We start from the raw sequence: 26,054 nt of genomic DNA on the forward strand, positions 1-26,054 counted from the left end.
CATACGCGTTACGCACCCGTGCGCCGGTCTCTAGGTCCGAAAACCTATACCCCTCGACTTGCATGTGTTAAGCCTGCCGCTAGCGTTCATCCTGAGCCAGGATCAAACTCTTCATCGTATATTGTTTATCCTGAATTAATTTCAGGATCATTTTATATTGACTCCAAGTTACTATCGGTTTATTCAAATCTCGCGATTCTATTACTCTTATTTTATTTGTCCCGTTTTAAAAACGAGACGGCTGTCAATTCAATATGTCTAGGAACGTGTCTTTTTGTTTTTAAACTGAATTTATTTCAGTTTCTCGCTTATCTCTCAAAGCGGCTGCAAAACTACAACTTATTTCTTTACTCACAAGAAAAATTTAAAGTTTTTTTTCGATTTATTTACCGAAGCTCAACTCCTCTTCTCTTGTCAATATTTCAAATAACTTTGCGTGTTTTGCGGGGTGCAAATGTAAATCGCTTTTTCAAATCTCACAAGCTTTTTTGAAACTTTTTTTTCAAACTTTCGTCCGAATCATTCTTCTTAGCTTGTCAGTATTTAATAGAACGTTTTCGCTGTTGCGGGTGCAAAAGTAGAACCTTTATTCGATTAAACAAGACCTTTTCAAAACTATTTTTTGTTTATTTTTTAATCAACTGATAACATGTGTTTTAATTTTTAAGAAATTTTTGGTTTTGTAGGAATTTGGAGTTTCAAGTATTGTTTTAACCGCAAAGAGCGGAAAGTTTCTTCGCAAAGAACACTAAGAACAGACCGATATCACTATATTACATAGTAGAAAATAAGCTTTTAAACAAATACCATAGCCCCGACCTGCCTGCCGGCAAGACTGGTAGAAATGGAAATCCTTATTGTTTTTTCTTTAAAAACAATACGATTGAAATGAATAGCAGGAAATAGCTCCAAAGAAAAAGAGGCTAAAACAGCATACAATCCGTTTTAACCTCTTGCCTTTTATTTTTACGTAAGATTCTAATCGAAACGTATTGCTTTTACAGGAGTAATCTTTGTAATAATATAAGAAGGTATCAGCAAAACAACAAAGCAAACCCCAACTGTCAAAACATTTAATAGTAAAATATAAAAGACATTTATATATACAGGCGCTTCGTTTACATAGTAATTTTCAGGATTAAGTTCTACAACCCCAAAATACTTTTGAATTAAAAGAATTGCAACACCAATAAGATTCCCCCACAACAATCCTCTGTATATTAAATAAGATGCATTATAGAGAAACATTTTTCGAATTGACCAATTATTTGCTCCAATTGCTTTCATAATCCCAATCATTTGAGTACGCTCCAATATCAAAACCAACAAAGCAACTACCATATTAATAGTCGCTACCAATATCATCACGATAAGAATCACCACAATATTAAAATCGAACAACTGAAGCCATTCAAAAATATAACTGTATTTCTGCACTATAGTTTGGGAATCCAAAGTTGAAGCTGTATGCTCATACACTTGTTCGCCTACCGTACTGATATTATCAAAATCATCTACAAAAACTTCAAAAGCACCAATCTGATCAGACTTCCATTTATTAATTCTTTGAACATGCCTTATATCACCCAAAACATAAGTAACATCAAATTCCTGGAAACCCGAACTAAAAACCCCTACAATCTTAAAACGTCTTATGTTTGGCAATTTATTTTGACCTTCTTTCATAAAGAAAGTATTGAACTCGTCACCTACTTTCAATTTCAATCTGTTAGCTAGATATTGAGAAATAATTACTTCCGGATTAAGTGAAGCTAATAGATTAGGTAATCTACCCGACACTAAATACTCCTTAATATTATCCCAACGGTAATCAGCACCGACCCCTTTAAAAACTATTCCTTCGAAGGCATCAGCAGTTCTAATAATTCCCGCCTTAGTTGCTACAGCCTGTATATGATCCACATCGGGCACAGAAGTAAACTTGGGATAAAATTTTTGATTTTTAGAAACCGGAACCAAAGTAGCATCGGATTGATTATTATCATAATTAGCAATAATAATATGTCCGTTGAATGCTGAAATTTTCTCTCTAATCTTTTGTTGAAGACCAATTCCAGTTGCCACCGAAACAATCATCATGATCATACCGATAGCAATAGCCGAAATAGCAATTTTTATAATTGGAGCTGATATACTACTTTTATTATCCTTTGCAGTAATAAGCCTTTTAGCAATAAAGTATTCTAGATTCAATTGATTTGGTTTTCGAAATTGATGTTCAAAAATACAGTTTTATTCTTAGCTAACCACATAATAAATAAACATTAAAGAGGCATTTTCTTTTTCATTTCTTCTACAATATTATATACTGCGGGACAAATTGGAATATTCTTTAAAGTAATATTGGTTATTTGTTGAAACTTCTTCCTGTCAGTATGCGGAAATTCACGACAAGCCTTAGGACGTACATCATAAATAAAACAAGTATTATCTGTATCCAAAAAAGAGCAAGGTACTTTTTGCAAAACATAGTCATTATCCTCATCAATTCGCAAATATTGTTCGATAAACTGTTGCGGTTTTTGACGCAAATGTTTTGAGATTCGTTCAATATCTGCCGATGTAAATAAAGGCCCGGTAGTTTTACAACAATTAGCACATTGCAAGCAATCTGTTTTTTTAAATTCAGTATCATGTAAATCCTGCATGACATAATCTAAATTCTTAGGCGCTTTCTTTTTAAGCTTATCGAAATACTTTTTGTTTTCAACTTGCTTATCTTTGGCCAACTTATTTAAGTTATTTAAAATTTCTTTCAAGTTTAAAGTTTAAAATTGAACAGCAAAATTAAACAACTTTAAACTTTAAACCATAAACTTTGAATCATAATACAATGAAGGACCTTTTTGGCAAAGCTATTCTTGATTACCAAACCAATAATTCGCCTCAAAATATTATTACTGAAACTACGATTTCTGAAGAAGACGAAATGAGCATTGCTTATTTATTTAGAAGCTTTGATGAAATGCCCGCTATTGAACAGAAAGCATTAGAGCTCGCAAAAGGCAAAATACTGGATGTAGGATGCGGTGCAGGAAGTCATAGTTTATATCTCCAAAATAAAAAGCAACTTGATATAACAGCAATTGATATATCGGCTAATGCAATCAAAACATGCAAACTTAGAGGTATTCAAAAGACTTTTGTTCAGGACATCTTGACTGTAGAAAATGAAAAATTCGACAGCATTTTACTCCTAATGAATGGAACAGGGATTTTTGGAACATTAGAAAACACTCCTAAATTTCTTCAAAAACTAAAATCTTTATTAAATCCGGGTGGACAAATCTTAATTGACAGCTCCGATATTATTTATATGTTTGACGAAGATGAAGATGGTGCTTTTGAAGTTCCAGCCAATGGTTATTATGGTGAATTAGAATTCACTATAAGCTACAAAGGACAAACTGAAGATTCTTTCCCTTGGTTATACCTTGATTACAACACCCTACAAAATGCCGCTTTAGACAACGGACTCCAATGTGAATTAATTGTAGAAGGAGAACATTATGATTATTTAGCAAAATTAACTCTCTAAATTTTAGCGCACAAAAAAACCAGAAAAGATTACTTTCTGGTTTTTTTATATTGAATGTCCTTAAGGAATATTTAAGTATTTATGTGTCTGAAGTGAAACTCTCCATTTTGGATTATCCATGACATAATCTACAATTAACGGAGTCATTTCTTCTTTTTTACTCCATTCTGGTTGCAAAAACAATTTGGCATTACTATTTACTTTCTCAGCTTGTTCTTCTGCAAAAATAAAATCATGCTTATTATGAATTATCACCTTCAATTCATCAGCATTATCATAAACGGTTTCGGTGGGTAATTTATTTTTTTTAGGAGAAAGACAAATCCAATCCCAAGTTCCTGACAAAGGATAGGCACCTGAAGTTTCAATATGCACTCTTAGATTACGTTCTTTTAATTTCGAAGTCAACAAACTCATATCCCACATTAAAGGTTCTCCACCAGTAATCACAATCGTATCCGCATATTTAGCTGCATTATCTACAATATGTTCAATTTTTGTCGGAGGATGTAACTCAGCATTCCAACTTTCTTTTACATCACACCAATGACAACCTACATCACAACCTCCAATTCTTATAAAATAAGCTGCTGTTCCCGTATGAAATCCTTCACCTTGTATGGTATAAAACTCCTCCATTAAAGGCAACATCGCACCTTTAATTACTTCTAATTGAATTTCTTTTGATAGCATTTTAATAATTTAGTGTGCAAAGATACATATTTTGCATTGGGTTTGTTTAATTTATGAATTGCTTAACAACGAACCATAAAAAAAGCCAGTATTGCTACTGGCCTCAATTATTTTTTTTAATCAACTATTGTAATGATTTAAGTGCTTGTATTGCATATTTATTTGCAGGATCAATCTCTAAAGCTTTATTAAAATGCTCTATTGCTTTTGCTTTATCAAAATTAGCATAACCAGCCCCCATCGTACTGTAGGCTTCAACTAATTTAGTTTTAACAGTAGGCTTAGCTAATTCCTCAGCACCTTTAGCATTTACATGATCTATATACTCTTGATAATACTTAATCATAGCTTGATCATCTTCTAACAAACTATTTGTTCTTGCACGAGAAATATAAGCATCAATAGTTTCTGGAGAAGCTGTCAACACATTTCCGTAAGCCACGTCTGCTTTTTTCAATGCCTCCATATCTCTATCAGCAACAGCTTTACCAGCATTAGCGAAATAAATAGAGTTACCTAAATAATAATTGTCAAGCAAGAACGATTTACTTTCTTTATAAGAAGTTGCTAACTCAAGAATAGCAGCGGCTTCTTTAAACATTTTTTTAGAATATAAATTTTGACCAAACTCACCTAAACCATCAACCACTGAAGGCTCAAGTTCTGCTCCTTTTTTAATTAAACCAACTCCTTCTTGAAATAATGTAGGGTCAATTGCAGATTCATCAGCATTTGTTCCTTTTTTAATTTTAGCTTGACCTAGATACAAATAATCTAAAGAAATAATTTTATTAGACGAATTATTGATAAATTCTTGCAAAGAAGCAATTGCATCATCAATATGTCCATTTTCATAAGCTGCATAACCTAAATATCTTAAAATTCTTGGATTTACTTTGTCCAATTCCTTCATCTTATTAGCTTCGATTTCAAGTGCTTTATAATCTTTTGCTAAAATCAAGAAATCAGCATGACGCATACGAGAAGCTAAAGAATAATCCGTCATTGTCATATACTTTTCATAAAAAGACAAAGCCTCTTTCATATATTGATCATAACGACCAGGAACATTCAAAGCCCAATAATAATAAGTCTCCGCTAATTCTCTATAAACAGGACCATAGTTCGGACTTAATGCAATTACTTCATTATAAGCAGCAACAGCTTCTTTGTATGCTTTTGCACCTTTCAACAAAACACCTAATTGAACTTTAGCTCTAATTAAAGAATTATCAGCTTGAAAAGCATTACGATATGCTGAGAATGCTTCATTTTGATTTTTATCACCATAATACGCATCTCCTAAAGCTAAAAGAACTTGTGGTTCAGCAGCATTCTTTTCTTTTGCCAACTCTAAAGTAGCCAAAGCAGCTTTGTAATCAGGATGAGCATTATTCATATAAGCTCTTGCAATATAAACCAACTCCTCAAAGTCTTTTTTACGCATTTCACTTTTTGCAGATTCAAACTTAGCTTTAGCAGCGGTTACATCATTTTTTTCTAAATCTAATTGACCCAAGCCAATGTAGTTAAAATGTGCTGCTTCTTTAGCTTTTAAACCTTCATCATAAGAGATTTTAGCAGAATCTAATACACTCTGATTTAAATAAATATTACCTAAAAGGAAATAAGCTTTACCTTGAGATGGATTAGATTTAATTATAGATTTTAAAGACGTTTTAGCCTTTTGGAATTGTTCAGCATCAATTTGTTTTTTCACTTCATTAATATCTTGTGCCTGTACAGCAAAAGCAGAAGAAAAAAAAGCAATACTTAAAATTTTAAATTTGTTCATTTTAATTTTATTTAATTTATTCATTTTCATTGTTTCTTAGCGCAACACTATATTCTATTCTTAATCAAAATTTTTCTACCAGGCATTACAGCAGGCAACATCCCCGATTTTAAAACAATTCTTTGCCCTATTTCACCGGCTAAAAAAGAAGCAAATCCCATTCCTAAACCTGTTGTTCCTTGACAGTTAACAATAAACAAATCACGTGCCAAAGGATAAGTTCCCTCTGCTAGATTATTTTGAGTTGGTGCAAAATAAGATTTTTTATTCAAACCTTCAACGTTTAAAACGTTAATATTAGTTAAAAAACCTTTAATTTCAGAAGAAGGTTGCAATAACCAATTAAGACCTACTACTCCTATCATACCATCATTTTCAGCAACAAATTTCACTACTTCTTCATTTGATTTAAATGAATAAACCTCTTTTTGAGGTACTTGCTGCACACCTGAGAGATTTGTTAAATAGCGAACAGTACTAGAATTTGGATTATCGAAAACCAAACCCTTTATTCTAGATTGAGAATTACCCTTTAAAAAAGATACAACATCTTTTAAAGCAATTAAACTATCCAAATCCTTTTTATTAGAGATTAAAGCAATTGCATCTGTAGCAAATTTAGTAACTCTTGGTTTGATTTTAGAGCGTTCAAAAAATTTAATTTCTGTCGAATCTAATGGTCTAGAAAGAATTACAACTCCAGATGTATCTTTCATGAAAGATTGCAATAATTCTTTTTCAGATTTAGCCACAAGAGTAATTTTAGCATTGTAGGTACTTTCAAAAACAGCTATCTGATCTTCAATCAGAGGCTTAACAGTCTCATCAACTAAAATTGTAATCTTACCCTTCAAAATCGACTCTTTTTCTTTTTTTATTTCGGATTGTTTACAAGAAACAAATAACGCAAAAACAGAAAAAACAGAAACTACGACTAACAACACTATTTTTTTCATTCTTCTTCTTTATTATCATTAATAATTCTGACACAACGAATAAAAGCATACACAATTAAAAGTGCTCCAAAAGCCAATCTATAATTGGTAGGTAAGGCTATAGGCAAATTTTTCATAAAAATAACTATAAGTCCCAATATGAAATAGAGTAGAAAAAACAAAATGCCTATAACGAAAAGAAATCGCTCTTTGAGCGATTTCTTTTGAATATTTGTAATAAATTTTCGTAGCATTATTCTGCACTTTGAATAGAAATCGGCAAAGAGTAAAGTACCCTAACTGGCTTTCCATTTTGAATACCTGGATTCCATTTTGGACATTTTTGCAACACTCTTATAGCTTCTTTTCCTGTTCCGTAACCAATATCTCTTAAAACTTTAATATCTGTTAACGAACCATCTTTCTCAACTACGAAAGTAACATACACTTTACCTTTCAAACCTTCTTCTTCAGGAGTACGATAGTTTTTACCCACAAAAGAATAAAACTTTTCCATACCACCTGGAAATTCAGGTTTTACCTCAATACCTGCAGTATTGTATACTTGATCATCTACTTCCTCAACAACTTGAGATGTTTTAGGACCATTTCCAGCTGGAGCTACAGTTAAAACAGCATCTGGATCTCCTTTAATTGTTTCCGTACCTGTTTTTTTATCTTTGATTTCTTCAATCTTAGGTGGTTCTTCAACTACTTCTTCAGCTTTAGCAACCACAGGTTTAACAAACTTCACCTGATCTACTGCTGGTGGAGGTGGTGGCGGCGGTGGTGCATTTAACTTAGGCGGTTCCACTTTCTTTGGAGGCAACTTTACATTTGTAAGCTTTACCTCTTTGATAGAGTTGTCTTCATCATCAGTAGATTTAGGAATCAAACTAATGATAAGAGGAGCACTAACAGCTAAACTAAAGAAGAAAGCACCAATAAGAAGGGCCTTAACAGTAGTCTTGCGGTTAGATTTTCTCAAATCGTAAGCTCCATAAAGTTTATTACGACCTTCGAAAACAATCTCAACCCATTGGTTTTTTAATATGTCTAATTTCATTTTTCTTAATTATTAGGTTATTAAGAAAACAAGATTGCTCTTATTTTCCCTCTAACAATTTTTGTTCGTCCGGTAAAAAATCGTTAACGATAGTATAGGTAGGAATTGAATTAATTGCCATCTCATCTAATACATCTACTACGTTCTTGTAATTTGATTTTTTACCAGGTTTGATAATTACAATCATACCTTGTTCAGGCTTTCCTTTAGAAGCAGTGTAAGCAGCCACTTCTTTTTTTCTCTTTATCAATTCTTTACGAATCCCATCCTTACCATAAGCGATAAGTTTTGGTGCCATAGGTGTATTAATAATACCCATGTAAAAGTACATTTGATCGTTATCTCCTAACAAAATAGTCATGGTACGATTTTCATCTACTTTCATATCATCAACCTTTTCCTTTGGATCTTTATCTGGCAAGCCCAAACTCATTGCTTGAGGTTTTGACAATGAGGTAGTAAGCATAAAGAAAGTGATCAATAAGAATGCTAAATCCACCATGGCAGTTAAATCCACCTTCGAATTCTGCTTCTTACTTCTTACCTTGCCGCCTTTATCACCACCACTGTCGGTATTTAATTCAGCCATTTTAGTATATTTTTTTTAATTAAAAATCTTTTCCTCTCAATCCTGTTACCAAACTAAAAGAATTGATATGTTGATCCTGCAAAATATCCATTACTTTTTTAATAACCGGATACTCTTCTTTAGCATCACCTTTAATCGCGATTTGTAATTCTTGTTTGCTACCTTTTGCATTGTTAAATTCATTGTTAGCAATACGAGCATTATAAATCCACTCTTTTAATTGATTATCCGTTGAATCCATCGGTATACCCGGCTGTTCAGCCTTAACACGATCAGAAGACTTCATATCAATTATTTGCTTAAGACTAGCAATTGGCACTCCAAAATCAGTCATTAAAGCAAACTTTTCTTTATCTTCTTCAGAAAAAGTCACACCATACTTATCCCCCATTAATTCTAGGGTTCTTTTACGAACATCTCTACCTTTTAAATCAAAGAAAACTTTATCTTTTCCATCTTTATTACCAACTGTTAAAGTTGCTAAATCAGACTCCGGTAATTTTGTTTGTACAGTAGACGCAGGTGTATCCACAGGCAATGCCTCAGGAACTTTAGCTGTAGCTGTCAAAATAAAGAAGGTAAGCAAAAGAAACGCAACGTCACACATCGCAGTCATATCTGTCGATGTCGACTTCTTTTTCATTTTTATTTTAGCCATTCTTTGTATTTTTTATTTTGATACAATTATATCAAAATGATTATTGTTTTAAACTTCCTCTAAATTTTCTGTAAGTATTTACAATTGTAGTACCTGCTTCGTCAATTGAATATGTTAAATCATCAATTTTTGCAGTAAAGAAGTTGTAAGCCACAATAGCTAAGATAGATGTAGAGATACCTGTTGCAGTATTGATAAGTGCCTCAGAGATACCTGTTGCAAGAGCAGCTTGGTCAGGAGTTCCAGCAGAAGCTAACGCACCAAACGCTTTAATCATCCCCGATACAGTTCCTAATAATCCTCCAAGAGTTCCTAAAGATACTAAAGAAGAAATAATAGTCATGTTTTTCTCTAACATTGGCATCTCAAGAGATGTAACCTCTTCGATTTCTTTATGAATAGTTTCAGAAGCTTCTTCACTGTTGAATCCTTCTTTTTTAACATCTTGGTATTTTACCAAAGCAGATTTGATAGCGTTTGCTACTGAACCTTGTTGTTTATCACAAGCAGCAATAGCCTCTTCAATTTGACCACCTTTGATACTAGCTTGAACATTTGACATGAAAGCGTCTAAGTTTCCTTTTCCAGCAGCTTTAGTAATTACAAAAAATCTTTCTAATGAAAAAGTAATTACCATTAACAACATACCTAATAATACAGGTACAATGAATCCTCCTTTGTAAACTTGTCCTAAAGTATTAATTGGGTGTCCAGTTTCAGGATTTCCACCCTCAAAGTTAGCAGGTGATCCCATGATGAATTTCCAAATCACAACTCCAACCGCCACACATAATAAAATAATGATTCCTGAAATCATTCCTCCTCCTTTTGAACTGCTCTCTTTTTTAACGTTTGCCATTTTTTTTTAAATTTTAATAGTTTTAAATAATTTATATTAGTTATAATTAACTTGTAGTTCCGCAAATTTATATGTTTCGTTCAAATAAAAAAATTTTTTTTCGTTATATTCAAACTATCCAAACACAAATTAACACTTAAGAAATATTAGGTTTGTTTTTTTATTAATATGATTATGTTTTTTCGGAGATATTAATAAAATTACATGTCAAATAGCTGATTTATACAATAATATTTCAACAAATAAAAAATGACTTTTTTTTTACATTTAACAAATAAAAACACTTAAAATTACAAAAAAAATAAAAAGAAGCACACAATTATGCCATTTAAAAACAATTACTAAAACCGAAACAACAAAATTCCTATGAATACTATTGAAAATTTCATCCAAACAATCAACCTGGGGCACGAATTCAAAGGTGAAAGCATATTACTAGGAACTGCCATTCTGGATGGACAAACTATTCCTGAAGCACAAATAAAAGTTCCATTAAAAACATTAAACAGACACGGTTTAATTGCCGGAGCTACCGGAACAGGAAAAACTAAAACCATTCAAGTTCTTTCTGAACAGCTATCAACTTATGGTATTCCTGTATTAATGATGGATATTAAAGGTGATTTTAGCGGTATTGCAAAAGAAGGTGAAGAAAAATCATTTATCACCGAAAGACACCAAAAAATCAACATTCCTTACACAACCACCTCTTTCCCCGTTGAATTATTGAGTCTATCCGAACAAAGCGGAGTCCGTCTTAGGGCAACTATTTCCGAGTTTGGCCCCGTTTTATTTTCTAGAATTCTAGATTTAAACGATACACAAGCTGGTGTAATTGCTATCCTATTTAAATATTGCGATGACAACAAAATGCCATTGCTAGACTTGAAAGATTTCAAAAAAGTCATCAACTACATTACAGAAGAAGGCAAAGATGAAATCACAGAAAGCTACGGAAAAATATCCACTTCTACCACAGGAATCATCCTCCGAAAAATAATCGAATTAGAACAACAAGGTGGCGATTTGTTTTTTGGAGAAAGATCTTTCGAAATTGATGATTTAATGCGAATAGACGAAAACGGAAAGGGCTATGTCAATATCCTTCGCCTGACTGATATTCAAGATAAACCCAAATTATTCTCAACTTTCATGCTTAGTTTATTAGCCGAAGTATACCAACAAATGCCTGAAAAGGGAGATACAGAGCAACCAGAATTAGTCATTTTCATTGATGAAGCGCACTTACTATTCAAAGAAGCAAGCAAAACGCTATTAGAACAAATTGAAACCATTGTGAAATTGATTCGCTCAAAAGGAATTGGAATCTATTTCATCACTCAAAATCCAATGGATGTTCCTAGTGGTATCTTGGCACAATTAGGACTTAAAATTCAACATGCCTTGAGAGCTTTTACCGCCAATGATAGACAAGCGATTAAACAAACTGCCGATAATTATCCAACTTCTGATTTTTATAACACCAGCGAAATATTAACCAGTTTAGGGATTGGAGAAGCATTTGTAACAGCTTTGAATGAAAAAGGAATTCCTACTCCACTAGCTGCCACCATGCTAAGAGCTCCTATGAGTCGTATGGATATTTTAACAGACAATGAAATACAAGAAATTATAAGCAAATCTAGATTAGTAAAAAAATACAATGAAGAAGTTGATCGCGAAAGTGCTTATGAAATGCTCAATAAAAAAATTGCCACAATAGAAACTGAAACAGAAAAAAGAGAAGCCGAAGAAACTGAAGCCAAACAAACAAGAACCAGTAAACAAGGACCTAGTACAACAGAAGTTGTAGGTAAATCGGTGATAAAAGTGCTCACAAGTGCCACATTTATTAGAGGTGCTTTTGGAATTCTATCAAAAATTCTTAAAAAATAAAAACAATTTCAATACCAAAAATTAATAGCAATTTCGAAAAGCAAAAACTACTTTGAAATTGCTATTTTTTTATTGCAATAATTCTAAAATTTTATTTTCTACTTGCTCACTATCCCAAATCGTTTCAATGTTTTCCATTCTCAAAACTTCTTCCATTATAGTATTTTGAAAATCTCCCAATGCTAGCGCTTCTACATATGGACGATCACTAAAAGTCACTCTACTATATAAAGGTATCCATTTGTCAGGATGTTTTTCTGAAAACCATTTTTCAATTTTCTTTTGCAACAAAAACTTATCATCCGCCGTTTTTGTACTCATTTCCATAAAGTTTCGATACGAAAGTTCAGCAATAGCATCAGCATTAGGTTTTCTAGATTTTTCATACTCTGAGAATACTTTTTCCCAATCATCACCATATTTCTCCATCATTTCATAAAGCACCGTAATATCTTCAAAACCAGCATTCATTCCTTGACCATAAAAAGGTACAATGGCATGACAAGCATCTCCAATTAAGGCAATTTTATCGGTATAAGTCCAAGGAAAACATTTCATTGTAACCAGTGTACTAGTAGGATTTTTAAAGAAATCTTCGGCTAAATTAGGAATTACTTCTACTGAATCAGGGAAATTCTTTTCAAAAAAGGCTTCGACTTCTTTTCGATCTGTTAAAGAAGCAAATGAATTTTCTCCTTCAAACGGCATAAACAATGTACAAGTAAAACTTCCGTCTAAATTAGAAAGCGCAATTAGCATATACTCTCCACGAGGCCATATATGAAACGAATTTTTATCTAATTTATGAGAACCATCTGCATTAGCAGGAATATTCAATTCTTTGTAACCTATATTTAAAAATTCCTGAGAATAATTAAACATACTTTGACGCTGCATACGATGACGAATTCTGGAAAAAGCGCCATCAGCACCAAAAACCATATCGTATTTTCGTTCTTCCCATTCGCCTCTTTCGGTCTCACCAATATGCAAAGTCGCAGTTGCCAAAGTAACATCCCAAATTCTTTGTTCAAAGAAAAATTCAGCACCTGCTGCTTCAGCAAGATCAATCATCTTACGATTCAAAGTTCCTCTCGAAATCGAATAGATAGATTCGCCCTCTTGTCCATAATTTTGAAACTTCAGACTATCCACCAGATGGATGGCACGTTTATCCATTGGGATAGCAATTTCTCGCACTGCATCACCTACACCTACTCCATCTAGCGCTTTCCAACCTCGGTTTGACATTGCCAAATTAATGGATCTACCCGAAAACTTTATTTTTCTTATATCCGGACTTCTATCGTAAATATGAACTGTATGACCAGCTTTTTTTAAGTAAATAGCTAATAAAGATCCCACTAAACCAGAACCTACAACTGCTATTTTTTGGGGAGTTTGCATTGTTTTTTATATAAAAAGTTAGGCAAAATTACTGATTTATTATTTGAACAAGCCTGAAAAAGGATAGTTTTTACCGCTTGAAAATATATATTTTGTTGGATATATCCAAAACCCAACTTCGAATTTGCAAATAATCATTTTACAATTTGCAAAAATACCACACAATATAAGGTACTAATATGATAATTATCAGTTTTTAAAAGAGAGATAATTCTAAAATTTGCACAAATTATTATTACAGGTATGAACAAAACAAAAAATCAACAAACAATTCATAATTTCCATATTCCGGTTATGGGACTCGCCTATACTATTGATAGTCCTATTAGAGTGGCACATTATGGAATTTCATCCGTAATTTCAATTGCAGACGATGAATTAATTGAAAAAATGAGTGCATTTTACCATCAAAAATTCAACTTACCGTATCAAGAAATTACAAAAAAAGTAGCCGATTATAGAGCAAAACGTATTACTTCTTATTTAAATCTAGTTGATACGATTGTAAAAGAGAAATTTGATAAATTTAAAAACGAATTAGCAGAAAGCAAGGAAGCTTTAGAAAACTACATTGCAATTCTACCTAACAAATCAGAAATCAAAAAAGGACTTGAATCGTTTATTGAAGGAGGAATAAATTGGAAGGAGAATGTTAAAAATTATATCGAAAAACACATAACTCCTGGGGCAATTGATGTCAATATTATGACAAAATTAGACAAAGACAACTTTGTAAAAAACGAACAATTGCCTGTTATTTTCAATGATGCGCACGCTGCCTTGAGAGGTTTTGCAAATAGTACTGTAAATTCCTCAATTGTACTTTCGGCGGGGATGAATCCGAGACTGTACAGCTACTTTGAAAATTTTGACAATTTTTACCCTGACGAAAACAACTGCTTAAAAAAGAAAATCACCTTGAAAGTGAGCGATTTTCGTTCGGCTATGATTCAAGGAAACTTTCTAGCAAAAAAAGGACTTTGGGTTTCTGAATACCGCATCGAATCAGGATTAAATTGTGGCGGGCACGCATTTGCTACAGACGGCTATTTATTAGGTCCAATTTTAGAAGAGTTCAAACAAAAAAAAGACCAACTAGTTCAATCTGCCCATGAATTGATGATTAAAGCCTTAGAACAAAAAGGAAAATTAATTCCAAACGAACCTTTAGAATTAAAAATCACAGTACAAGGAGGTGTTGGCACTTCTGAGGAGCACGATTTTTTATTAGAATACTACAATGTTGATTCGGTAGGTTGGGGATCGCCATTTTTATTAGTTCCAGAAGCTACTTCTGTAGATAAAGCCACTCGAAACCTGCTAATTAATGCTAAAGAAGAAGATTTATATTTAAGCCAAATATCTCCTTTAGGGGTTCCTTTTAACACTTTAAGAGGTACAACGAATGAAAAAATAAAGCAAAAACGCATCCAAGAAAGTAAAGCCGGAAGTTCTTGCCCAAAAAAATACTTGGCTTTAAATAAAGACACTGAAGGTAATGGAATTTGCACAGCATCAAAAAAATTCCAAGATTCTAAATTAGAAGAATTGGAAGCCAATCGAAATACAATTTCTAAAGAGAATTATGAAAAAGCGAAACAAGCCATCACTGAAAAATCTTGTCTTTGTGTAGGTTTAGCCAATGCTTCTTATTTAGAGAACAACATTAAAATAAAAGGACAAGATCAAGGTGTCGTTGTGTGCCCAGGACCAAATATGGCTTATTTTGATCAAGAAGTATCGCTGTATAAAATGATTCAACACATATATGGTTATACTTCTGTTTTAAGAACTCCAAATCGTCCTCATTTTTTTGCCAAAGAATTAAAAATGTATATTGACTATTTAAAAAATGACATTCAATCCATTAGTGACGAAATCAACAATGCGAAAACAAAAAAACTAGAATCTTTCAAAGCTAATCTTTTAGAAGGAATCAACTATTATCAAACATTATTTTCAAATATTCCAAATTTTGAATCCATCAAACAGGAAATCAATAAGCAGATTGAAAATTGTAAAAATGAAATCAATGCTATTGAAATTCCAAAATTACAACTGACTTAACAACAAAAAAGCAGCCTTCTCTATCTAATATTGAGAGGGCTGCTCTTTTTATAAAAACAACTTATTGCGATTTTAGTTTGTCAAATCTAATTTTTCAGCAAAATATTCGCAAAAATCTTTCATTGTAGCCGCCATTTTTTCATCACCAGTAGCGCGGTGAAAAGTATCGGACATAGCGACTAAAGTTTGATGAAAGAAAATTTTCATTTCATCTACAGGCATATCTTTAGTCCACAAATCAATACGCATACTTTCTTTAGCTTTACTATCCCAAACAGAAAGCATAATTGCTTTTGATTCTTCTAATTCTATTCCACCGTCTTTAGCCGTCCAATATAGTTTTTCCGGAATACGGTTTTCATCTAATTCTACTAGAAAATTAATTTCTGATTTATGTGTATTTGACATTATTTCTTAGGTTTATAATTTGATTTCTCGAAAATTTCTTTTGCTGATAATTGCATTAATTGGGGCAAAGATACTTCATTATTTTTCATAAACGAACGAACAATTTGCCAGCCTAACCAAGCCCCCACCCTTCCTGGTGATTCATTATCAATTTCTAAATAAAATTTTGAAAAAGGAGCCGGGCTTATAAAACGAGGTATCAACTTTTGATCGTCATCATACAGCAATTGTCCATCGATAAAGTAACGCCAAATATAACTTTCATTTTCCTGACACCATTGTAATTGCTCTTTAGTATAACCCATTTTTTCGGCATCGGTATATTCCTCTTCTAAAAGTGCATCTTTAAGATACAAGCCTTTTCCTGTATCAATCATTGCTGACAAGAACGATTTATCTCTTGTAGGCATTACTTGTCTTCTAGCAAAACTTTCTACCACATCAGGCAGCAATTGTCTCGGTTCAAAATTTTGTTTTATGTAGTTTGGAAATTGATAAAACTTATGGTCTTTACCTAAATACATTTCTAAGGAAATAATCATCAAACTATCAGCGTAAATCACCTTATTCGTATAATCCATTTCCGAGATAATAGTAAAAATCCTTTTAGGTGTTTGTACTTTTGGAAATTCATATTTAATCCTTTTTAAAACCCCTTCTATTTCTAATTGATAAGGCTCAAAATCAGGGAATTTTTTTTCAACTTCGACATACAATTCTCTCCATAGAGGGTTTTGCATTTTTTCTACCCAAACGGAATCATCATTACCTTCAGGGAAGAAAAAAGGGTACTCTTGTTTTATTTTTGATAAATCCTTAGGAGCCGTTTCAAAGAAGATTTTATCAAATCGAACTAGCTGAACATCCATAGGAATAGCCTCTATTTCTTGTTTTAACTTGTTTTTGGTTTCACAAGAACAAAAAAAGAAAAATAGAACTAAGGAAATTACACATGTTTTCATTTTATTTTAATTAAATTTGCAGCAATATATTTAGATAAACAGTAGTTTACATAAAATTTTGCCCAAAGATACGTCCCTAACGACTAAAATTTAAACTATAATGACTAAAAAAAGCACTATAAAAGTTGAAGAAGTTAATAACCAAATTATTAATTGGTTAAAAAGCTATGCAGAAAATTCTAAAGTTAACGGTTTTGTTGTTGGAATTTCTGGAGGTGTAGATTCTGCTGTAACCTCAACCTTATGTGCTCAAACTGGACTTCAGGTTTTATGCGTTGAAATGCCAATTCACCAACACCAAAGTCATGTAAGTCGTGCGAAAGAACATATCGAACAACTCAAAAAACGTTTTACTAACGTAAGTAGTGTACAAAGTGACCTTACCTCTGTTTTCGAAGCTTTTAAAAAGGAAGTCCCTACGGATTTTGATGAATACAAACTTAATTTGACACTTGCCAATACTCGTGCGCGTCTTAGAATGACAACCTTATACTATTACGCAGGAGTACATGGACTTTTAGTTGCAGGAACTGGAAATAAAGTTGAAGATTTTGGCGTAGGTTTCTACACTAAATATGGAGATGGAGGTGTTGATCTAAGCCCAATAGCTGATTTAATGAAATCAGATGTTTTTGCTTTAGCAGCCTACTTAGGCGTACCACAATCTATTCTAGAAGCACAGCCTTCAGATGGTTTATTTGGTGATGAAAAAACCGATGAACAACAGCTAGGTGCTAGTTATGATGAATTAGAGTGGGCTATGCTAGAAGACGAAAACAAAAATTCTCAAGAGAACTATTCAGAAAGACAAAAAGAAGTATTTAAAATCTACAAAAAATTAAACACAAACAACCAACATAAGATGAATCCTATACCCGTTTGTGTAATTAATCGATATTAATATGATTTTATCTATAAAATGTAGTATTATACTTTTTTTTTTCTACTTTTAGAATACAATTCACACAAAAATTAAACCCTAAAAAAAAAAAATCATGATTAAAGTTTGTCTAGCCGATAATTATCCGGTAGTACATTTTGGAGTAAAGTCTTACTTCAAGGACCATTCAGACATCTCAATTGCTGCCAATGTAGGTAGTTTTTTGATGATTAGAGATATCCTTCAAACAAAGGATATAGATGTTCTAATTTTAGATTTAGAATTAGAAGGTCTGTCAAGTATCTTTGAGGTAAAATCGCTATTAAAAGATTTCCCAAAGACTAAAATTATTATTTTCAGTAGTCTTTCTGAACAAATTTATGCGCCAAATGCAATCAAAGCTGGTGTTGCTGGATATGTTCATAAAAAAGAAAAATTAGAGACTCTTGGACAATCAATAATCAAAGTACACCAAGGTAAGGTTGTTATGAATGAAACAATCAAGAAAAATCTTGCTCTAATTGCTAAACAAAGTAAAAGCGAGCGCTTGTATCGTAAACTTTCTAACCGTGAAGTAGAGGTTTTACGTTATTTAAGTGGTGGAAAGAAAAATCATGAGATTGCAGAGATCTTAGGCTTAAACGAAAAAACAATTAGTACTTACAAACTACGTTTATTAACAAAATTAAATGTTACTAACCTAGTTGATTTAGTAAACAAAGCTAAGAATTTAGAGATCGTTTAATTCAAAAACGAGACATGACTCTACCCAGCTTTTTTGAAAAAGCACGAGTCAGTTCATTATAGTCTCTTATCATCATCAAAGACTCCATATTATCCTGATCAGGAGATATGGAGTTTTTTAATTCCTCAATAATTCTGCCTACCAAATACCATCTCAATGTTAGAATAGTTTCAGAAACATTTTGAGCAACAGTTTCCTGTTTGGTTTTAGGAAAAATATTTTGCCCTTCCCAATTATGCATTACCAAACGCTCATCTTCCATTAAAATATCAGTTACTTCCTGAGCGTAATCTGGTGATAAATGCATCAAATACTGCTCTAAACTAAATTTTTCGTTTTGTAAATAATAATTAATCAAGTCGTTAAAAATCTCACGAAACAAAGGATTTGCTAACTCAACCTCATCTTCTTGTAAACTCAAATAAATACGCTGAAATACTTTATAGGACTTCATTTCAGTCACGTTAACTATTTCTCCCTCTTCATTTGTTTTCATCAAAACATCTTCAAACTCCTCTGTTTTATTTCCATATAGCAATAAAATTTCGATAATCTTACGCTCCAAACGGTATAAAACATCTACTTTTTCTGCAGACTGAGCTTGATTAGTTTGATATCCCGGTTCTCCTGGATAATCCTCCGGTGGGCCAAATCTTGGATCTTCAGGATCTCCACCTGCATAACCAGTATTTTGAGGAGGTTGGTTTCTGTGAACTTCAAAAGGTTTTTGTTCCTGTTTTTGCTTTTTAGCAGCTTCAGTAGCATCCTTTTGAATCATCTGGGCTAACGTGCTAATCAATACCTGCTCAGAAATATCCATTATACGGGAACATTCCTGAATATAAACTTCGCGCTGAATACGATCCGGAATTTTAGAAATACTTCCTACCATGTCGCGAATCAAATCGGCTTTCTTGATAGGATCATTCTTAGCTTCATCCATTAGAAGCGAAGCTTTAAATTGTATAAAATCTTTAGCGTTATTCTCTAAATAAGCAACTAAATCATCATGCGGTGTTTTTTTGGCAAAACTATCCGGGTCATCCCCATCAGGAAAAGTACAAACTTTTACATTCATACCTTCTTCCAGAATCAAATCGATTCCACGAATAGAAGCACGAAGTCCTGCTGCATCTCCATCAAAAAGTACCGTTATATTTTTAGTCAAACGGTTAATTAATCGAATTTGGTCTGAAGTCAAAGCTGTTCCTGAAGAAGCAACAACATTCTCTATACCCGCTTGATTAAATTGGATGACATCTGTATAACCTTCAACCAAAAAACAGTTATTCAACTTTGCAATAGATTGCTTCGCTTGAAAAATGCCGTATAAAACCTTACTCTTGTGATAAATTTCACTTTCAGGTGAATTGAGGTATTTAGCCGCTTTTTTATCATTAGTTAATATTCGACCTCCAAATCCTAAAATACGTCCGGACATACTTTGGATAGGAAACATCACACGACCTTTGAATCGATCAAATGGGCGATCTTCCCTAGGGATTGTCAAACCGGTACTTTCCAAAAATTCCAACTTGTAACCTTTACCCAACGCTTCCTTAGTCAAAGCATCCCAGGTTTCCGGTGAATAACCTAAGCTAAACTTTTGAATGGTTTCGTTAGTAAATCCTCTTTCTTTAAAATAAGAAAGACCTATAGCTTTTCCTTCTTCAGTATTTAAAAGGGTTTTATGAAAATAATCCTTGGCAAACTCCGAAACCAAATACATACTTTCTCTCGCATCCATATTGGCTTTTTCAGCATCCGTTTGCTCCGTTTCTTCGATTTCGATATTGTATTTTTTTGCTAAATAACGAATAGCTTCCGGATACGTAAAATGAGAGTGCTCCATTAAGAAAGCCACGGAATTCCCTCCTTTACCCGAACTAAAATCTTTCCAAATACCTTTTGCAGGCGATACCATAAACGATGGAGAACGTTCATCAGAAAACGGACTCAAACCTTTAAAATTACTTCCCGCACGTTTTAATTGAACAAAATCGCCAATAACCTCCTCTACTCGAGCAGTTTCGAAAACAGTATCTATGGTAGCTTTTGAAATCAATTTATTTTTAAGATATAAAGTTGGAAAGCATCAAAGATACAATATCAATGGCAAAAATCAATTTCAATTTCAATGACAATGGCAATTTTAAAATTCAATTACTATTGTCATTAAATTTCTAATTAAAATCAAATCGTAATCCTAAAGAAACATTGTTTTGTTTCACCGGATTATCTTTAAACAACGGATTCAAATCATATTTTAAATACAGACTCGTTGCTTTGTAACCTATATAAGTACTTAATCCATAAACAAAAGTGTTCACGTTATAATCTCCTCGTGTTTTTTCTATTCTATGATACTCATTTTTATCATATTCAAGGATTTGTTTTGACTTCAAATTGGCTCCAAAATAACCGCCTAAACCAAAACGAAAACTATTATGGGATTTAAAATAGGTCTTACCGTCTTTTACAGTTGGTTTAGTAAAATCAAATTCCAAATGCAGTGGAAAAACCAAATTTACATTTCTAAATCGAGCATCTTTTTGAGGGATTGTATTTGTCATTAAATCAGTTTCATTGCCATTTACTACAAAATAACGATTATCAGTAGGACGTAAATCATTATACATCAAAGAAAAACCATATTTGGCACGCAACAAATTGTGATTAGGGAATATTCTGGAATTAAGCGTCAAACCCCATTCGTAAAAACGAGATTGGGCATATTTAAAATTGGAATGTGCCACTGCTCCATCTGTTACGAGATTATTAGCTCCCATTGCAAAAACAATCTGACTTGTTGTTCTTTTTATATGACGATTTAACTTATCTTTTTCTCCATTGTAAACCTTCATTGAAGCGATATTAATCTCTCTACTGTCATCAAAAGAACCATTATTACTTCCTAAAATTAGCGTTCCACCTTTCTTTTTCGGATTAACTTCTTCATCAACTTTTCCATCCACTTGATCCTGAATTAATTGATTTAACTTTTGTTCTTCAACAGCAACTTTTGTTTCAATGCTATCAGCATGTTGTTTTGCTATTTCCAGTTTAAGCTCTTCTGCTTTTTCTTTAGAAATCAACCCTTGTTCTAATTCCTTATCTAATGCATCAATTTCTTTTTTTAAAACTCTCTTTTCATATTCAGTAACCATTTTAATTTCATTACCAATCGCTTTTGCTCTTTTTTCAAAAGAAAGTATTTTATGTTCTCTTCCTTTATTTGGCCCCGTTTCAGGCACACTATCATCTACTATTTCAAGTTTAACATCTTTAAACCAAATCTGACCTGTTCCACTCAATAAAACACCGTAGGAAATCGAAGTTGCTTCATCTGGAACAAATAAAACAACTTCATATTTTGTCCAATCGTTCGTTCCTTTTATAGGTCTTCTCTCCATATTATCGAAAGCAAGAACATTAGTTGAATAATAATCTACACGCATCCAAAGTCCTGCCCAGGATTTCACCTTATCACTTTTTACATAAGCAGTCATTTTAAGCGTTTTTCCTAAATACGAATCCGATTTGATCGTTTTCATTAAAGTACCAAAATCTTTAATTTGACTTTTTACAGATTTAATTGTTAGAATATCTTGACTATCAAATTGTGCACTTTTTTCAGAATTCATTTCATAATTTGGAGATTCAGGCTGCCAATAATTCCAATCTAAAACCTGCTTATAGCTCCCTTTATTTTGTGCATTTAGTACAGTTGTCATTGCCACTAAAACTATTACTGCAAACAATATTATTTTTTTCATACTATTCATTATTAATTGATAATTGCTTTTATTCCTCGTAATTTCTATTAACTAAAACTGTTTTTATAACATTGAATTTTTTATTCAATCTGTCGAATGCCGATTCTCTATAAGATTGATTTAATTCAGTCTCAACATCAGATAACAAAGTATTTGGATCAACCGAAATAATTCTTTTTGTCTTTTGTTCTATTTTTTTGGACTCTATAATTTCAAATTTAGAATCACTAACTTCAGCTAGTAATTTTTCTGGCGAAACATATTTATATGTACTTACTGATTGTTCCTTCTTTTTATTAGACAAAATGATTGCAGTATCACTAGCTTGATTGAGATTTAGAACTTCCCTTTGATTCTTTATAGGTATTTGCTGTTTACTTTGAATACCACTAACTGCAAAACCTTTATGCAATTTCTTTTCGTAAATTTTAGGAAGTAAAATCTCTTTTTGGTTTACATTCTTTTCTTCTAAAACATCTTCACCTATTTTTTGTTCTAAAACCACAGGTGTATTTATATTTATTTTTGCAGAATCAAATTTGTTAAACAAAGCCGTTCCTACCAATAAAAAACCTAATACACTTGCTGCAACATACCACCAAGGAAATCTTCTTCTTGGTTTATCCTCAGCCGAAAGCATTCCCTCCAGTTTTGTCCAAGCTGCTGCTGAAGGATGAATTTCGCGTTCATTTAACTTATTTCTGATTTCTTCTTCAAATTTATTCGGTTCCATTGTCATACTTTTTTAAATTACTAAGCTGTCCTTGCAGCATTTTTCTGGCGTGAGACAATTGCGATTTTGATGTCCCTTCACTAATTCCTAACATAGCCGCAATTTCCTGATGCTTGTATCCTTCGATTACATATAAATTGAACACCATTTTATAGCCATCCGGCAAACTATCTATTAAATACTGGATTTCATCTACCGAAAACTGACTATCAATGTTGTTACAACTTTCTTCAAAATAGTTTTCATCTTCAACATATTTCACTTTCTTATCAACTCGAATGAACGAAATACATTCGTTTACCATAATGCGTCTTATCCAACCTTCAAAACTTCCTTTATGATGAAAATTATTTAGATTCACAAAAACCTTCATAAAAGCAGTAATCATTACATCTTCGGCTTGATGAATGTCTTTTATATATTGACGGCAAACGGATAACATCTTTGGAGAAAACTGAGTATAAATCTTTTGTTGTGCTTGCCGATTGCTCTCGACCGCTAACTGGATTAATTCGTTTTCTTGTTGATGTAAGTTGATTACTTTCAAAATAATTAAAGTGTTTCTATTAGCATAGACGATTTGCAAAACAAAAAGGTTGCATGGAGGGTAAAAAAAATCAATGACAATTTCAATATCAATGACAATAAAAATATTCCAAATCACTTCTAAATTAAAATTGAAATTGATTTTTGCTTTTGTGATTGCTATTGAAATTGCTTATTTTTTTCTTTCAATCACGTAATTAACCATGATTGTTAGAGCTGCTTTAAAATCAGAATCGGGGTAATTCTCTAATAACTGTAAGGCTTCTTGCTGAAATTGAATCATTTTATTTTCGGCATAAGCCAAACCATTATTGTTTTTGACAAAAGCAATTACTTCTTTGACGCGTTTTTTGTCTTTGTTATGGTTTTTAATCGAATTGATGAGCCAACTCTTTTCTTTAGAAGTACAAGTATTCAAGACATGAATTAAAGGCAAAGTCATTTTTTGTTCTTTGATATCAATTCCGGTAGGTTTACCAATGGCATCATCAGTATAGTCAAATAAATCGTCTTTAATTTGGAAAGCCATACCGATAAGTTCGCCAAATTTTCGCATATTCTCTACCTGAATCGCATCTTCAATAACTGATTTGGCTCCCAATGCACAACATGCAGCAATAAGTGTAGCGGTCTTTTTTCGAATAATTTCGTAATATACATCTTCGGTAATATCTAATCTTCTGGCTTTTTCTATTTGCAATAATTCTCCTTCACTCATTTCGCGAACAGCGACTGAAATAATCTGAAGCAAATCAAAATCGCCATTATCTATAGATAGCAACAATCCTTTGGACAATAAATAATCCCCAACTAATACCGCAATTTTATTTTTCCAAAGCGCATTAATAGAAAAAAATCCACGACGACGATTACTATCGTCCACCACATCATCATGCACTAAAGTGGCTGTATGAATCAACTCAATTACGGATGCTCCGCGGTAAGTTCTTTCATTTACATTTCCTCCCGAAATCATCTTAGCCGTTAGAAAAACAAACATAGGACGCATTTGTTTTCCCTTACGATTTACGATATAGTAAGTAATACGGTTTAACAACGCCACTTGAGAAGACATCGATTCATAGAACTTTTTTTCAAAAAGTTCCATTTCTTTAAATATGGGTTGTTTTATTTGAGAAGTAACATTCATTTGGAATTCAAAGGTACATTTTTTTAATAAATTAAAACAAAAATTAGCTTTTGATAAATTATTAAAAAATACTTAAAAATCCGGATGCAATAAAATATCTTTATATACTGGTTAGAAAAGTTAACCTCTCAATGCTGTAAATTAAACTTTTCTTAATACCACACCAATAAAAAGAACTCTATTTTTACCAACAAATAACTATTACATGAAAAAATTACTGATTGCATTATTGATTTTATTTAGCTCAATTAGCAATGCTCAAAATGCAGAAAACATTATTATCATTACCACAGACGGTTTAAGATGGCAAGAAGTTTTTGGCGGAATGGATGAAGTTCTAGCTCGAGATCCAAAATTCAACCAGAATGACAGCACCTATATTTTTAATACCTATTGGGACAAAAACCCAATTGAACGCAGGAAAAAACTAATGCCTTTTTTATGGAGCATTTTTGCAGCACAGGGACAAATATATGGTAATCGAAACTATGAAAACAACGTTAACAATGCCAATAAATATTGGTTTAGCTACCCTGGCTATAGCGAAATCATGACAGGATATGCAGACACACTAGTCAATTCTAATGCTTATCCCCCAAATCCTCATGTGAATGTTTTAGAATTTCTAAACAAACAATCAAAAATCAAGGGTAAAGTAGCCGCTTTTGGAGCTTGGGATGCGTTTGATCGTATTTTGAATGAAAAAAGATGTGGATTCCCAGTAATCTCAGCTTTTGACAAAGTAGGCGGTAACAAACCTACTGAAAACCAAAAACTAATAAATGCAATGCTAGAAGATTCATTTAGACCTTTTCATAATAATGAATGTTTAGATGTTTACACCCATTATGAAGCTTTGGAAGAATTAAAAATAAACAAACCACGTGTGTTGTATATTGCTTACGGCGAAACGGATGAATGGGCTCATGAAGGTTCCTACCGTTATTATCTGGATGCAGCACATCAAGTTGATACCTGGATGAAACAACTTTGGGAATTGATTCAAAAAGACCCTCAATATAAAAACAAAACAGCTGTCGTTTTCACTACTGACCACGGCCGAGGTGATGCCATAAAATCCCAATGGACTAGCCATGGTAGCCAAATTAAAGGAGCTTCCGAAATTTGGTTTGCAGCAATGGGGCCTAATATTCAAGCTAAGGGAGAAATACAGGAAAAAGGACAAATTTACCAAGAGCAATTTGCCCAAACTATAGCAAAAATTTTAGGCTATACTTTCAATGCTAATCACCCCATAGCAAAAGAAATCCTTGGAGTTATAAAATAAGCTACCTAAAAACAATAAAGGGGTTGCTTTTTAGGCAAACCC

The 26,054-nt window shown here is 32.7% G+C and carries 23 protein-coding genes and 1 rRNA gene; 6 read left to right on the forward strand and 18 right to left on the reverse strand.

The window, feature by feature from the left end; translation table 11 throughout:
• The 3 genes from ACFPTQ_RS00005 to ACFPTQ_RS00015 form a co-directional block, all read right to left on the reverse strand.
• A 16S ribosomal RNA gene (locus ACFPTQ_RS00005) occupies window positions 1-118 on the reverse strand; the annotation flags it as partial.
• A gap of 860 nt (window positions 119-978) precedes the next feature.
• Complete coding sequence (locus tag ACFPTQ_RS00010; protein WP_379772280.1) at window positions 979-2,214, reverse strand: ABC transporter permease; 1,236 nt, start codon at window positions 2,212-2,214, stop codon at window positions 979-981.
• Between the two features lie 71 nt (window positions 2,215-2,285).
• Complete coding sequence (locus ACFPTQ_RS00015) at window positions 2,286-2,780, reverse strand: YkgJ family cysteine cluster protein (protein ID WP_379772283.1); 495 nt, start codon at window positions 2,778-2,780, stop codon at window positions 2,286-2,288.
• A 74-nt stretch (window positions 2,781-2,854) separates the two neighbouring features.
• On the opposite strand from ACFPTQ_RS00015, the gene ACFPTQ_RS00020 reads away from it, so the two are divergent.
• Window positions 2,855-3,559 (forward strand): class I SAM-dependent methyltransferase, encoded by a 705-nt coding sequence (locus ACFPTQ_RS00020; protein WP_379772286.1) that lies wholly within the window; start codon window positions 2,855-2,857, stop codon window positions 3,557-3,559.
• Between the two features lie 60 nt (window positions 3,560-3,619).
• Here ACFPTQ_RS00020 and ACFPTQ_RS00025 read toward each other — a convergent pair whose 3' ends face one another.
• The 7 genes from ACFPTQ_RS00025 to ACFPTQ_RS00055 all read right to left on the reverse strand — a co-directional run bounded on the left by ACFPTQ_RS00025 (window position 3,620) and on the right by ACFPTQ_RS00055 (window position 10,154).
• A complete protein-coding gene (locus tag ACFPTQ_RS00025) occupies window positions 3,620-4,252 on the reverse strand; it encodes a 7-carboxy-7-deazaguanine synthase QueE (protein ID WP_379772289.1) in 633 nt (210 codons plus the stop codon).
• 124 nt (window positions 4,253-4,376) lie between these two features.
• On the reverse strand, window positions 4,377-6,047 hold the full coding sequence (locus ACFPTQ_RS00030) for a tetratricopeptide repeat protein (protein WP_379772291.1): 1,671 nt from the start codon (window positions 6,045-6,047) through the stop codon (window positions 4,377-4,379).
• 47 nt (window positions 6,048-6,094) lie between these two features.
• A complete protein-coding gene (locus ACFPTQ_RS00035) occupies window positions 6,095-7,003 on the reverse strand; it encodes a PstS family phosphate ABC transporter substrate-binding protein (protein ID WP_379772294.1) in 909 nt (302 codons plus the stop codon).
• Between the two features lie 232 nt (window positions 7,004-7,235).
• Complete coding sequence (locus ACFPTQ_RS00040) at window positions 7,236-8,048, reverse strand: energy transducer TonB (RefSeq protein ID WP_379772297.1); 813 nt, start codon at window positions 8,046-8,048, stop codon at window positions 7,236-7,238.
• 40 nt (window positions 8,049-8,088) lie between these two features.
• Complete coding sequence (locus ACFPTQ_RS00045) at window positions 8,089-8,637, reverse strand: ExbD/TolR family protein (protein WP_379772300.1); 549 nt, start codon at window positions 8,635-8,637, stop codon at window positions 8,089-8,091.
• A gap of 19 nt (window positions 8,638-8,656) precedes the next feature.
• A complete protein-coding gene (locus ACFPTQ_RS00050) occupies window positions 8,657-9,295 on the reverse strand; it encodes an ExbD/TolR family protein (protein WP_379772303.1) in 639 nt (212 codons plus the stop codon).
• Between the two features lie 40 nt (window positions 9,296-9,335).
• Entirely contained in the window at window positions 9,336-10,154 is an 819-nt protein-coding gene (locus ACFPTQ_RS00055; RefSeq protein WP_278034927.1) for a MotA/TolQ/ExbB proton channel family protein, read from the reverse strand.
• Window positions 10,155-10,520: 366 nt separating this feature from the next.
• Between ACFPTQ_RS00055 and ACFPTQ_RS00060 the strand changes: the two genes are divergently transcribed.
• A complete protein-coding gene (locus ACFPTQ_RS00060) occupies window positions 10,521-12,050 on the forward strand; it encodes a helicase HerA-like domain-containing protein (RefSeq protein WP_379772305.1) in 1,530 nt (509 codons plus the stop codon).
• A gap of 69 nt (window positions 12,051-12,119) precedes the next feature.
• Here the strand turns inward: ACFPTQ_RS00060 and ACFPTQ_RS00065 are convergent, their stop codons facing one another.
• Window positions 12,120-13,457, reverse strand: a complete 1,338-nt coding sequence (locus ACFPTQ_RS00065; RefSeq protein ID WP_379772307.1) for an FAD-dependent oxidoreductase — start codon at window positions 13,455-13,457, stop codon at window positions 12,120-12,122.
• Window positions 13,458-13,700: 243 nt separating this feature from the next.
• Here ACFPTQ_RS00065 and ACFPTQ_RS00070 point away from each other — a divergent pair, with 243 nt between their 5' ends.
• Window positions 13,701-15,524, forward strand: coding sequence for a hypothetical protein (locus ACFPTQ_RS00070; RefSeq protein ID WP_379772310.1), 1,824 nt, complete (start codon window positions 13,701-13,703; stop codon window positions 15,522-15,524).
• 72 nt (window positions 15,525-15,596) lie between these two features.
• Here the strand turns inward: ACFPTQ_RS00070 and gldC are convergent, their stop codons facing one another.
• Both gldC and gldB read right to left on the reverse strand, forming a co-directional pair.
• The gene (gene gldC, locus ACFPTQ_RS00075; protein WP_278034924.1) at window positions 15,597-15,932 is read right to left on the reverse strand and encodes a gliding motility protein GldC; all 336 of its coding nucleotides are present in this window, start codon (window positions 15,930-15,932) and stop codon (window positions 15,597-15,599) included.
• Window positions 15,932-16,894, reverse strand: a complete 963-nt coding sequence (gene gldB, locus ACFPTQ_RS00080) for a gliding motility lipoprotein GldB (protein WP_379772313.1) — start codon at window positions 16,892-16,894, stop codon at window positions 15,932-15,934. Before gldB ends, gldC begins: the two co-directional genes overlap by 1 nt.
• Window positions 16,895-16,994: 100 nt before the next feature.
• Here gldB and nadE point away from each other — a divergent pair, with 100 nt between their 5' ends.
• Window positions 16,995-17,795, forward strand: a complete 801-nt coding sequence (gene nadE / locus ACFPTQ_RS00085) for an NAD(+) synthase (RefSeq protein ID WP_379772315.1) — start codon at window positions 16,995-16,997, stop codon at window positions 17,793-17,795.
• 94 nt (window positions 17,796-17,889) lie between these two features.
• A complete protein-coding gene (locus tag ACFPTQ_RS00090) occupies window positions 17,890-18,519 on the forward strand; it encodes a LuxR C-terminal-related transcriptional regulator (RefSeq protein ID WP_379772318.1) in 630 nt (209 codons plus the stop codon).
• Between the two features lies 1 nt (window position 18,520).
• On the opposite strand, the gene dnaG is transcribed toward ACFPTQ_RS00090, so the two are convergent.
• The 5 genes from dnaG to ACFPTQ_RS00115 all read right to left on the reverse strand — a co-directional run bounded on the left by dnaG (window position 18,521) and on the right by ACFPTQ_RS00115 (window position 24,724).
• Entirely contained in the window at window positions 18,521-20,584 is a 2,064-nt protein-coding gene (dnaG, locus tag ACFPTQ_RS00095; RefSeq protein WP_379772321.1) for a DNA primase, read from the reverse strand.
• A 118-nt stretch (window positions 20,585-20,702) separates the two neighbouring features.
• Window positions 20,703-22,295 (reverse strand): OmpH family outer membrane protein, encoded by a 1,593-nt coding sequence (locus tag ACFPTQ_RS00100; RefSeq protein WP_379772324.1) that lies wholly within the window; start codon window positions 22,293-22,295, stop codon window positions 20,703-20,705.
• A 28-nt stretch (window positions 22,296-22,323) separates the two neighbouring features.
• Entirely contained in the window at window positions 22,324-23,028 is a 705-nt protein-coding gene (locus ACFPTQ_RS00105; RefSeq protein WP_379772326.1) for a hypothetical protein, read from the reverse strand.
• The gene (locus ACFPTQ_RS00110) at window positions 23,015-23,575 is read right to left on the reverse strand and encodes an RNA polymerase sigma factor (RefSeq protein WP_379775523.1); all 561 of its coding nucleotides are present in this window, start codon (window positions 23,573-23,575) and stop codon (window positions 23,015-23,017) included. Before ACFPTQ_RS00110 ends, ACFPTQ_RS00105 begins: the two co-directional genes overlap by 14 nt.
• Window positions 23,576-23,746: 171 nt before the next feature.
• Window positions 23,747-24,724, reverse strand: coding sequence for a polyprenyl synthetase family protein (locus tag ACFPTQ_RS00115; protein WP_379772329.1), 978 nt, complete (start codon window positions 24,722-24,724; stop codon window positions 23,747-23,749).
• 205 nt (window positions 24,725-24,929) lie between these two features.
• Between ACFPTQ_RS00115 and ACFPTQ_RS00120 the strand changes: the two genes are divergently transcribed.
• Window positions 24,930-26,012 carry a sulfatase-like hydrolase/transferase gene (locus ACFPTQ_RS00120; protein ID WP_379772332.1) on the forward strand — a complete coding sequence of 361 codons (1,083 nt, stop codon included), beginning with the start codon at window positions 24,930-24,932 and terminating at the stop codon, window positions 26,010-26,012.
• Window positions 26,013-26,054 lie beyond the last annotated feature (42 nt).

Source organism: Flavobacterium sp. GCM10022190, from assembly GCF_042656445.1.
GTDB classification, from domain to species: Bacteria; Bacteroidota; Bacteroidia; order Flavobacteriales; family Flavobacteriaceae; genus Flavobacterium; species Flavobacterium nitratireducens.